The organism is Pseudomonas sp. LAMO17WK12:I10 (assembly GCF_900215185.1).
GTDB lineage: Bacteria > Pseudomonadota > Gammaproteobacteria > Pseudomonadales > Pseudomonadaceae > Aquipseudomonas > Aquipseudomonas chlororaphis.
Genome location: NZ_OBDX01000022.1, coordinates 114,728 through 124,378, shown reverse-complemented (window position 1 = coordinate 124,378; position 9,651 = coordinate 114,728). Strand labels below are relative to the sequence as shown.

Genomic DNA, 9,651 nt, shown 5'->3' with positions numbered 1-9,651 from the left:
GGGGAACCAGGGCGCGTCGAAGAACGCGAACAGCGCAGGACCGGTGACGAACTGGCGGATATGGGTCAGGTCGCCCAGGGACTGCCCGGCGTGGCCTTCGCCGCGAAACAGGTTGCGCTCGAACGCCGCCTGGTAGACCCGCAGGTTGAAACGACGCTCCAGCTGGCTGCCGATGCGGATGACGATGAAGCTGCGCACCACCTCCAGCAGGCCGATGAACGCGAAGAACCCGACCACCATCAGCGACAGCATCGCCAGGGTGGTTTCGTTCTGCGAGGAAAGTACCCGGTCGTAGACCTGGAGCATGTAGATCGAGGGGACCAGCATCAGCACGTTGATCAGGGCGGTGAAACACCCGACGCTGATCAGAATGCCTTTGTAATCGCCCAGTGCCTTGAACAGCGGTGCAGTGGTCTTCGCCATCTTCATTGGTCTTTCCTGAGCTGTAATATCCCGCGCCAGGGACGCAGGACAAATAAACCGCCCGTACTTGAGTCGGGACATTATTGGATTTATTGCGGCGGACAGGCGAAAGAACTCTACCGTCAGACGAAACAGAGTTCTAGTTATTTAGTTGTCTTTAATCGAACGAAGGACATCGCGTATATGGCGCTGCCTTATACGCTTATCCATACAGATACATTTAAAGATGCATACAGCCGCGATAACTCAGGGTGCGCGCTGCAATATAATCGTAATGCCTGATTTCAAAGTGCCTTGATATAAGCCTTCTTTCTGGCGACTTAGAAAGATGATCTTCGAACCCTCTTTGCCCGTCACGGCAATACCGTCCGGCTCGGGAAACCAGCCAATGGCCGCATCGCCCAGCCAGGCGGAAAAACACTCGGCGCCGGCGCCCAGGGTGCCGTTCTGCTCGAGGTCCAGGACACAGTGGTTGGCAGGTTGCGCCGGCTGCGACAGTTGCCAGTGCCCGGCCAGTTCCGCGGGGTCCGCCAATCTCAGGCTGCTTGCCATGCTTGTCTCTCCATAAAACATCATCAGCGTCGCGATCAGGTACGCGCCGGCCTTAGCGATCAAGGCAGTTCGAATCATAGGGGGTTGCTCCAGGCCACAGCCTCAGGCAGTTCGCCAGTCAATGCAAGGTCAGAGGGCGACGCCTGGGCGCCACCCTCCTTCTTCTACCTTACAGCAACGACTCAGGCGACGATGTCAGTGGTGTAGTCTGCCTGGCCGACGATATTGACCAGGAAGTCCGCCACACCGTGCCCGGAGAAGTCCACTGACAAGGTGCTGTTGCCAGCCGAGGTGCTGAGGATCGCGTCGCCGGCATTACCGGTGAACGCATTCACGAAATGCAGCCCAGCGCCCTTGGTGATGCCGGTCAGATCGATCTTGTCCAGGCCGCTGACAAATTCCATGATCTGGTCGGCCGCCCCCGGTGCAGAGTCCGAACTAGCGGCGAACACAAAGGTGTCGGAACCCGCGCCCCCCCAGAGTTTGTCTGCCCCACCGGCGCCATAGAGAATGTCGTTACCAACCCCGCCCTTGAGCTCGTTGGCCACACTATTGCCAATCAGCAGGTCGTTCCCCAAACCGCCGATGGCGTTCTCGATGATCGCGCCCTTGGCGATGGACACGTTGCCAACCATGCCGCCAACGTCGGAGAACGAGGCGTCATTGAGGTTGATCTTCTGGTTCTGGGTAAAACCGGAGAAGTCCAGCGTGTCTTTGCCGCCCGCGTCCCATACCGAGAATACCAGCTTGTCGGCCGACGAACTGGCGCTGAGGAAGTCGCGCCCGGTATTGGAGTTGAAGCCATAGGTGGTGTCGCCGGTACGGGTCGTGGTGTTGGCCCCGTAGAGCTTCTGGATCGCCGCGATATCGTCCATCAGCGGGCCGGACGAATAGGCTTCGACGCCAGCCTTGCTGAAGTTCTGGTCGGTGTTGCTTTCGCTCCAGTAGCTCATGACGCTGTAGCCGCGCGTATCCTCTCCATAGGTCGCGTCGTTATAGGTCGGGTAGCCTTCGCCGGCGTTGTAGTCACCGGGGTGGGCCAGGCCCAGGGTGTGCCCGATCTCGTGGGTCAGCGTCTGCCGGCCATAGTTGTTCAGACCAGGATTCTTGTTCTGGGTGTAACTGCTATTGATCAGGTACCACGAAGTGCCATCGTAGCCAGCACCGGTGCCCGGCAGGTAGGCGAAGGCCGCCGCGCCGTCCTGGCCGCCGCTGTAGTTGCCGAAGGTCATGTGACCGTCACCACCGGAAGCCTTTTCGGTGAAGGTGACATTGGCCACGTCGGCCCAGGATTGCATGGCCAGCGCGGCCTGGACTTTCTGCTGGGCGTTGAACTGGCTGAACCCGGAGATGCCATGCTTGTACAGGGTGCTTGAGGACGCCGAGGTCAGGAAGGTATAGGTCAGTTCGATCTTGCCGCTGCCGTTGAGATCCATATAGGAGGCACCGTCGCGCAGCAGCTGGGTGGCTGCCTGATCGACCGAGTAGGAGGGCTTGCCATTGACCGTCAGATTGCCACCCCGGTCATACTGATGGCTGAAGCTATTGATCTGGTTGTAAGCCGAACTTGCCGCGGCCAAGGGCACGAGTTCTTGTTCGGCGGTCACAATAGTTTTCGCTTTAACTTTCGACATAAACACACTTCCTTGTAATCAATGGAACAGTTTTTGTCCGATAGCGACAATCCCTGGCGAGATCGTCCTATCACTCGCCCCATTCGGGCGTAAGCAACCTGACACAATTTGAAATCAGGCGTCCACTACTTTTTGACGCCTGATTTCTGTTGTTCCAGCAAACTCCCGAAAACAATGACCGGTGAGTCGAAATATTCCTTAACCCTCAATACCCACTGATAATTGTCCAACAATCTCGAATTTAAATATTAAATAAAGGTGACCATTGTTTTGCCGACTGCGTCGCAGTTTTTAGTTCATGCAAGTTTGTTCCACCCAGTTAGTTTCATCGCTTCCAGCAAGGTTTCCCCGGTCAACGCCGGAACGCTCGCGCCACTGTCCGCAGTCATCGGCTCGCCCGCCAGCAAGGCGTTGACGATAGCCTCCTCCACCGCTTCGGCGGCGGCGCTGAACAGGGCCGAGATGTAGTCGTTGTTGAGCATCGCCAGGGGTGTGCTGAAGGGCACGCCCTGGCGCCCATAGGCGCAAGGCGGCAAGTCGCGGTTGCCAGTGGCGAAGGCCAGGAAGATATCGCCGCTGGAGTCCTCGGTGCCGCCGCCGGTGCGGGCGATGCCGATGGACGCGCGCTGCGCCAGGCGTTGGCACTGGTGCGGCAACAAAGGCGCGTCGGTGGCCAGGATCACCACGATCGAGCCCATGCCCGGCGTACCGCGCCGGGCGAAGGGCGACGGGATGCCGCTCAGTTGCCGCCCCACCGGGTAGCCATCGACCCGCAGCTCCTCGCGCTTGCCATGGTTGGCCTGCACCAGCGCGCCGACCGTGTAGCCGCCCTGCTCCCCCGGCACCTGGCGCGAAGCCGTGCCGATCCCGCCCTTGAACTCATGGCAGATCATGCCGGTGCCACCGCCCACCGCGCCCTCGCGCACCGGCCCGGACTCGGCATTGGCCAGCGCCTCGCGCACCTGCTGCGGGCCAACATGCTGGCCCCAGATATCGTTGAGCAGGCCATCATAGGTCTCCATCACCACCGGCATGCACCAGTATTCCGCGGGGTCCGCCAGGCTTGCGTGCTCCTCGGCGATCAGTGCATCGCGCACCACGCCGACGCTGTGGGTGTTGGTGATGGCCAGCGGCGTGGTCAACAGGCCCGCTTCGCGGATCCATTCCAGGCCGGTGGCATCGCCGTTGCCGTTGAGCACATGGCAGCCGGCAAAACAGGGTTGCAGCCGGGCAAACCCCTCGCGGGGCTGGATCAGGGTCACCCCGGTACGTACCTGCTTGCCGTCGACCGTGGTCCTGAGGGTGCTATGGCCCACCCGTACCCCCGGAACGTCGGTGATGGCATTGAAGGGGCCGGGAGTACCCAGGCCCAGGCTGATCCCCAATTGACGTGCGCGCATGACTTCTCCTCAGAGTTTCTGGAACGCCGGGCTGAACCGGCCGTTGGTGCCATACAGGATCACCGACAGCGCCAGCAGGCCGACGATCACCATGATGTCCCTGAGCGAAGCGTCCAGGAACAGGTTGAACAACAGATACCCGGCGCCGATCACCGCCAGCAGCGCTGGCAACGGCCACAGCGGCATGCGGTACGGGTGGGCGCGGTCGCGCAGCAGCACCCGGCTCATCAGCGCGCTGAGGGCGACGATCAGGTACACCAGCATGATCAGCAGCACGCTGAACGAGGTCAGGTCGGCCAGGTTCGAGCTGAAACTGAGCACCGCCGAGGGAATGGCCAGGAACAGCGTGGCCAGCCACGGCGAGTCCCAGCGCGGATGAATCCGCGTGAACAGGCGATTGATGCCTGGCGTCCACAAAGCATCGCGACCGCTGGAGAACACCACCCGGCCGATCTGGATCACGATGGCGACGATGGCGTTGAACACCGAGAGGAAGATCCCGGCGCTGACCACCCGCGACAGGGTTTCGTTGCCGTGGCTGGTGAGCAGGTAGCCGATGGGGTCGGGACTTTCGAGCATGGCGCTGAGGGACGGCGCGCCGATCAATAGCGCGGTCAACGGCACCAGTTCGATGATCACCACCAGCACCAGCGACCAGAGCACCGCCTTGTGCACGCCCTGCCCCTTGCATTTCATGTCTTCGGCCAGCAGCACCGCCGGGCCGTAACCGTTGTAGGAAAACAGGCCGATGCCCACCGCGCCGATCACCAGGGCCCAGGGCGCCATGTGCAATACGCCATTTTCGACGATCTGCGGTTGCAGCAGGATGCTCGCCGGCTGCGAAGCATTGCCAAAGCCCAGGAAGACGATCACCAGCAACGCGGCAATTTCCAGCAGCAGGCAGGTGCCGGTGATCCAGGCATTCAGCTTGATATTGAGGATGCCCAGCGCATAGCTGCAGATAACGATTACCAGGGCCACGGTCTGCGAATCGAAGCGCGTGCCCAAGGCATTGTTCAGGTACGTCGCCGCGCCGGTGGCCAGCACCGGCGGGATGAACAGCAACATCACCAGCACCGTGAGAAAGGTCGCGTAGCCGGCCATGCCGCCGAACACCCGCTTGGCGTACACATACTCGCCACCGGCACTGTTGTGGGCGCGGCCCAGTTCGGCGTAGCAGAAGGCGAACATCAGCGCCAGCAGCCCCGCCATGACAAAGGCCAGGAACACCCCGCTGCCGGCCTGGTGAATGGCGAACGGGGCGATGACGAAGACCGAACTGGCCGGGGTCACGCCCGACACGGTAATGGCCACCACATCGAACACACTCAGCGTGGGTTTCAGGGCGCCTTGCGGCGCACAGGGAGAGCTCATGTCGTTATCCTCGTGGTTATTTTTGGTTTGAGGCAGAAACGAAGAACGTCGGGCGGATGCGCTCTGGGGCGCACTTGATGGAGGCCACTTTAGGCAGCCGGGGGTACAGGGCCAATTCCCCTATTGGAGTACTCCCCCTTGACGTTGCCGGGCAAATCGCCGAAACCTTGCTGCCACCTGGCGAGCAAGCAACCCGCCAGACCACAGCGGCATCGACGCGGAGCCACCTATTTGATCACTCTGTTCAGGGAAATCGGCATGCATGCCGGACTCGGCCGCACCCTCTCGCAGATCGGCGGCGAGCGTTTCTGGAAACAGCTGGTGCTGTTGCTGCACCAGGCCTTGCCGTTCGATAACGCCCTGGCGATCTTCTACCCGCGCAACGGCCTGCCCATCGCCCTCGAGGAATACGACGCCGAGCCCTCGGACAAGCCGGCGTCGATGCTCACCTACCTCAATGGCCTGTACCTGCTGGACCCGTTTTTTCAGGCCTGCCGCGAGGGTTATCCCAACGGCCTGTACCGCCTGGAGGAAGTGGCGCCGGACCATTTCCGCCAGACCGAGTATTTCTCCAGCTACTTCCACGACAACGTGCTGGAGGATGAACTGCAGTTCATCCTGCAGATCCCGGAGGCCGGCGCCCTGTCCCTGTCGCTCGGCATGCAGCGGCCGTTCAGCGCCGAAGAGATCGGCCAGCTCACCACCTTCTCGGCCTGGGTCCTGCCGTTGATGCAGCAGCATTGGCAGCAAAGCCACCAGCGCCCGCAACCACCCGCCGCGGAAGAAATGGCCAGCCAGATCCGCGATGCCCTCAGTCATTTCGGCTGCGGCGTGCTGTCGGATCGGGAAGTGGAAATCGCCCGGCTGATCCTGCGTGGGTTCTCCTCCAAGGCCATGGCCGAGCGGCTGAAGATCTCGCCGGACACCATCAAGGTGCACCGGCGCCATCTCTACGCCAAGCTGGATATCTCCTCACAGCCGGAGCTGTTCTCGCTGTTTATCCAGTCCCTGGGGCATGACCTGGAAAACCCTTGAGGGCTGCTCAGGCGTTCAGCAAACGGGCGCGGTAATCCCGCGGCGATTGCTCGAAATGCTTCTTGAAGGTGCGGCTGAAGTGCGCCGAGTCGGTGAACCCCCACTTGAAGGCAATGTCGGTGATCGACGCGTGGCGCAGGCGCGGGTTGCCCAAGTCCGCCGCGCTGCGCTCGAGGCGCGCGCGCTGGATGAAACGGCAGACACTGTCGCCCTGCTCTTCGAACAGCCGGTACAGCTGGCGCACCGAGATATTCATCTGGCTGGCCAGTGACACCGGGGTCAGGCTGGGCTCGGTGAGGGACTGGTTGATCAACTGCCGGGCCTGGCTGCGCAGGCAACCGCCGTGCTGGCTGTCGTAGCCGTCGAGATGGGCGCCGGGCGTCTGGCGCAGGGTCGGGCCGAGCAAGGCGATCAGCGCTTCCTGCAACGCCTGGCCTTCCTGCGGGTCGGCGCAACCTGGCAACGGCTCGCCGCAGATCTGCTCCACCAGCAGGCGCATCAAGCGGCCACTGGCGCACTGTTGCGAGAGCTTGCCGAACTTGCGCTGCTGCGCCGGCAGATGACGATACACCTCGTCGCGGGACAAATGCAGCGAGGCATGTTCGATCAGGCCGTGAGGAACGATTTCACAGGCCCCGGCGGAGTCCAGCAAGGCCATTTCCCCCGGCGCCAGTTCGATGCGCTCGCCGCCCTGGCTGATCTGGGCATGGCCGCTGCGCTGCATGATCAGGAAGCAGTGCCGGTCGTCTTCATGATCGACGCTGGTGCTTTTGCGCGAGATCAGTCCGGCATTGGTGCGGATCTGCGCCACCTCGAGGCCGGCGTAGTCGCGCAAGCCGACTTCACCGATGAACAACCCCGGGTTCAACGCCTGGCGGGCGTCGAAGCGACCGCAAACCCCCTGTAATGCGCCGATCCAGGCATCGAAACTTTGCGAAGCAAGCACTGTGCACCTCCAGAAGCCGGCTGAGACCGCCTTTAGTTGTTATGGCGATATCATTAACATGTTATCTATTTGCCGGGCAAGGAAGCGCGGCGCAATGGATAGTCCGTTATAGCCTAAGCACGGGTTGTGCCAGCACGGTGGGAACAGTTCAGTGATCGCGCAACAGTGAATGCAGGCGCTTGAAGGTCGCCAGCAAGGCGCCGCGTTGCTCGGCGCTCAGGCGGATATAACGGCGGAAGCCAGGCAGCCGGTTGACCACCTCGCTGGCACCGAAATGCTCAAGGCTCACCCGCCAACCCTGCTCGTCGCGCTGCAATTGCAGGCGCTTGAAGTCCAGGGGCAGCAACGCCGCCAGCAACTGCGGGTCGCTGTGCAACTGCTGCAACAGCCCTGCCCACTGCGCCTGCGCGCCCTGCTTCAAGCCGGCGGCGACGCCCTGGCGGCGGATCGCGCCGGTATGGCGAATGTCGATCCGCGCCTGCGGCCCCGGCGAACCGGGAACGCGCAGGCGAAACTCGCAGACCACCAGGTGCATCAGGAACTGCGCCTGTGGCAGCTCCTCGACCTCGAAGTCCAAGCCCTCCTCGGCCCAGGTGAAGCGCGCCAGCCCGGGGGCCTGCGGCGCCCAGTCGAGCCCCGGCAGGTCGCGGCGCAACTGGTTCAGGGTCACCCCCGGGCGATAGCCCGAGGGTGGTCGCCGCCAGAACTCAGAGAGGTTTTGCCGCCAGCTTGTACTGCTCATCGGGCTTGGCTCCAGGCAGGGTCTGCGCTTGGGTTTCAGTGGGGGATTGCAGGTTGAAGGCGTTTTCCAGCACCTTCTCCACCGGCACCGGGCGGAACGGGTTGACCTTCTGCACGAAGACCGTCCAGACCAGCGCATAAATCGCCGTCAGGCCGAGCATGCTGCCAAAGGGCACGTAGATGTCCCGCGGGTTCATGCCCGGCGGCGTGATGAACCACATGCCCAGGAGGATGCCGATGGACGAGACGATCTGCGGCAGCGGGAACCAGGGCGACTTGTAGGCCCGTGGCAGGTCCGGACGGCGGATGCGCAGCACCACCACCGACAGGGTCACCAGGAGGTAGGCGGTGCTCCAGGCACAGACCGCGGCCAGCACCAGGTGCATGATGTTGTCGGTGCTGCCGCCGAGCCACCAGGCGTGCAGGCACGGAATCAGCACCGCCACGGCGATGCACAGCAGCGGCGTCTTGAAGCGCGGGTGCAGGTAGGTGAAGGCCTTGGGCAGCGCGCCGTCCAGCGCCATGCCGTAGAGAATGCGCGGCAATCCGGCCATTAGCGTATTGATGGTCGCCGCCCCGGCGAACAGCAGGCCGACGCCCAGCCAGATCCGCCCGTAGGGCCCCATCACCTGCTCGGCGAACTGCGGGATGGCCATGGGCGTGTCCAGCAGGTGCACGCTGCCGTCTTCGCTCAGCGCGATGTTCGCCACCTGGCGCTTCATCGCCGCACCATAGATGAACATGCAGGTGGCTACCCCCACCAGGCCCAGGGCCATGGCCCGGGGAATGGTTTTCGCCGCCTTGCGCACCTCCGGCGTCAGCGGCGTGACGAACTCGCACCCGACGAACATGAACATGGCCATGCCCACCAGCGAGAGGATGGTGGTCAGGTCGGTGCCGACCATCGACTCGCCGAACCAGCCGCTCAGTTCCACCGCCGGCGCCTTGAACACCCCGACCACGCCGAAGATGATCAGGGTGGTCCACATGCCGAAGGTCAGGATCACCTCGGCGCGGCTGAACGCGGTGATGCCCACGGCGTTCAGCAGGCCGAAGAAGATCACCAGCCCGACACCCACCAGCCAGGCGCTGCCGCTCTGTTCCAGCAGGGTGTTGAGGGACTCGAAGTTCACCAGGGCCATGACGCCGCTGAGGATGGTTTCCGCCGTGCCGGCGAACACATGCACGATCAGGTAGGCGGAAATGGTCCCGGTGATCGCGAAGAAGCGCCCCAGGCCGCAGGCCAGGTAGTCGTACACCGAGCCGGTGGTGGGAATCATGCAGGCCGCTTCGGCGAAGGTCGTCGATTGCGCGAGCATCATCAGCATGGCGATCAGCATGGCCGCGGCGAACGCCCCGCCGCCGATGCCGAAGCCGGTGGTGGCGGTGAGGATCACCGGGCTGGCCATGATCAGGCCGACGGCGCTGGCCAGGGCCGTGGGAAAGCCGACCACGCCCTGGTTCAGGTGGCGGGTGAGTCTGTCGTTGAAAGACATGGTGCTGGACCTCGAAAGCATGGGTGATGTTGTTGTTCTAGGCATTTCAA

The 9,651-nt window shown here is 62.7% G+C and carries 8 protein-coding genes and 1 pseudogene; 1 reads left to right on the top strand and 8 read right to left on the bottom strand.

What is annotated here, in order from left to right; all coding sequences use genetic code 11:
* From CRO75_RS22555 to CRO75_RS22535, 5 genes and pseudogenes are all read right to left on the bottom strand, one after another.
* Nucleotides 1-429: pseudogene (locus CRO75_RS22555) on the bottom strand (type I secretion system permease/ATPase); the annotation flags it as partial.
* A gap of 240 nt (nt 430-669) precedes the next feature.
* On the bottom strand, nt 670-1,053 hold the full coding sequence (locus CRO75_RS22550) for an AprI/Inh family metalloprotease inhibitor (protein ID WP_009044073.1): 384 nt from the start codon (nt 1,051-1,053) through the stop codon (nt 670-672).
* A 104-nt stretch (nt 1,054-1,157) separates the two neighbouring features.
* Nucleotides 1,158-2,609 carry a serralysin family metalloprotease gene (locus tag CRO75_RS22545; protein WP_097138292.1) on the bottom strand — a complete coding sequence of 484 codons (1,452 nt, stop codon included), beginning with the start codon at nt 2,607-2,609 and terminating at the stop codon, nt 1,158-1,160.
* A 296-nt stretch (nt 2,610-2,905) separates the two neighbouring features.
* Nucleotides 2,906-4,009, bottom strand: coding sequence for a P1 family peptidase (locus tag CRO75_RS22540; RefSeq protein WP_097138290.1), 1,104 nt, complete (start codon nt 4,007-4,009; stop codon nt 2,906-2,908).
* Nucleotides 4,010-4,018: 9 nt separating this feature from the next.
* Nucleotides 4,019-5,383, bottom strand: a complete 1,365-nt coding sequence (locus tag CRO75_RS22535) for an APC family permease (RefSeq protein WP_009044076.1) — start codon at nt 5,381-5,383, stop codon at nt 4,019-4,021.
* 231 nt (nt 5,384-5,614) lie between these two features.
* Between CRO75_RS22535 and CRO75_RS22530 the strand changes: the two genes are divergently transcribed.
* On the top strand, nt 5,615-6,418 hold the full coding sequence (locus CRO75_RS22530; RefSeq protein ID WP_097138289.1) for a helix-turn-helix transcriptional regulator: 804 nt from the start codon (nt 5,615-5,617) through the stop codon (nt 6,416-6,418).
* Nucleotides 6,419-6,425: 7 nt separating this feature from the next.
* Here the strand turns inward: CRO75_RS22530 and feaR are convergent, their stop codons facing one another.
* The 3 genes from feaR to CRO75_RS22515 all read right to left on the bottom strand — a co-directional run bounded on the left by feaR (nt 6,426) and on the right by CRO75_RS22515 (nt 9,601).
* A complete protein-coding gene (gene feaR, locus CRO75_RS22525; RefSeq protein ID WP_097138287.1) occupies nt 6,426-7,364 on the bottom strand; it encodes a transcriptional regulator FeaR in 939 nt (312 codons plus the stop codon).
* A 148-nt stretch (nt 7,365-7,512) separates the two neighbouring features.
* The gene (locus CRO75_RS22520) at nt 7,513-8,106 is read right to left on the bottom strand and encodes a DUF3156 family protein (RefSeq protein WP_239990626.1); all 594 of its coding nucleotides are present in this window, start codon (nt 8,104-8,106) and stop codon (nt 7,513-7,515) included.
* Nucleotides 8,072-9,601 carry an APC family permease gene (locus CRO75_RS22515; RefSeq protein WP_097138284.1) on the bottom strand — a complete coding sequence of 510 codons (1,530 nt, stop codon included), beginning with the start codon at nt 9,599-9,601 and terminating at the stop codon, nt 8,072-8,074. Before CRO75_RS22515 ends, CRO75_RS22520 begins: the two co-directional genes overlap by 35 nt.
* Nucleotides 9,602-9,651 lie beyond the last annotated feature (50 nt).

What these genes read in the sequence shown, in the direction of transcription:
- CRO75_RS22550 (WP_009044073.1), bottom strand. Translation starts at nt 1,053, where the DNA reads ATGATTCGAACTGCCTTGATCGCTAAGGCCGGCGCGTACCTGATCGCG.
- CRO75_RS22545 (WP_097138292.1), bottom strand. Translation starts at nt 2,609, where the DNA reads ATGTCGAAAGTTAAAGCGAAAACTATTGTGACCGCCGAACAAGAACTC.
- CRO75_RS22540 (WP_097138290.1), bottom strand. Translation starts at nt 4,009, where the DNA reads ATGCGCGCACGTCAATTGGGGATCAGCCTGGGCCTGGGTACTCCCGGC.
- CRO75_RS22535 (WP_009044076.1), bottom strand. Translation starts at nt 5,383, where the DNA reads ATGAGCTCTCCCTGTGCGCCGCAAGGCGCCCTGAAACCCACGCTGAGT.
- CRO75_RS22520 (WP_239990626.1), bottom strand. Translation starts at nt 8,106, where the DNA reads ATGAGCAGTACAAGCTGGCGGCAAAACCTCTCTGAGTTCTGGCGGCGA.
- CRO75_RS22515 (WP_097138284.1), bottom strand. Translation starts at nt 9,601, where the DNA reads ATGTCTTTCAACGACAGACTCACCCGCCACCTGAACCAGGGCGTGGTC.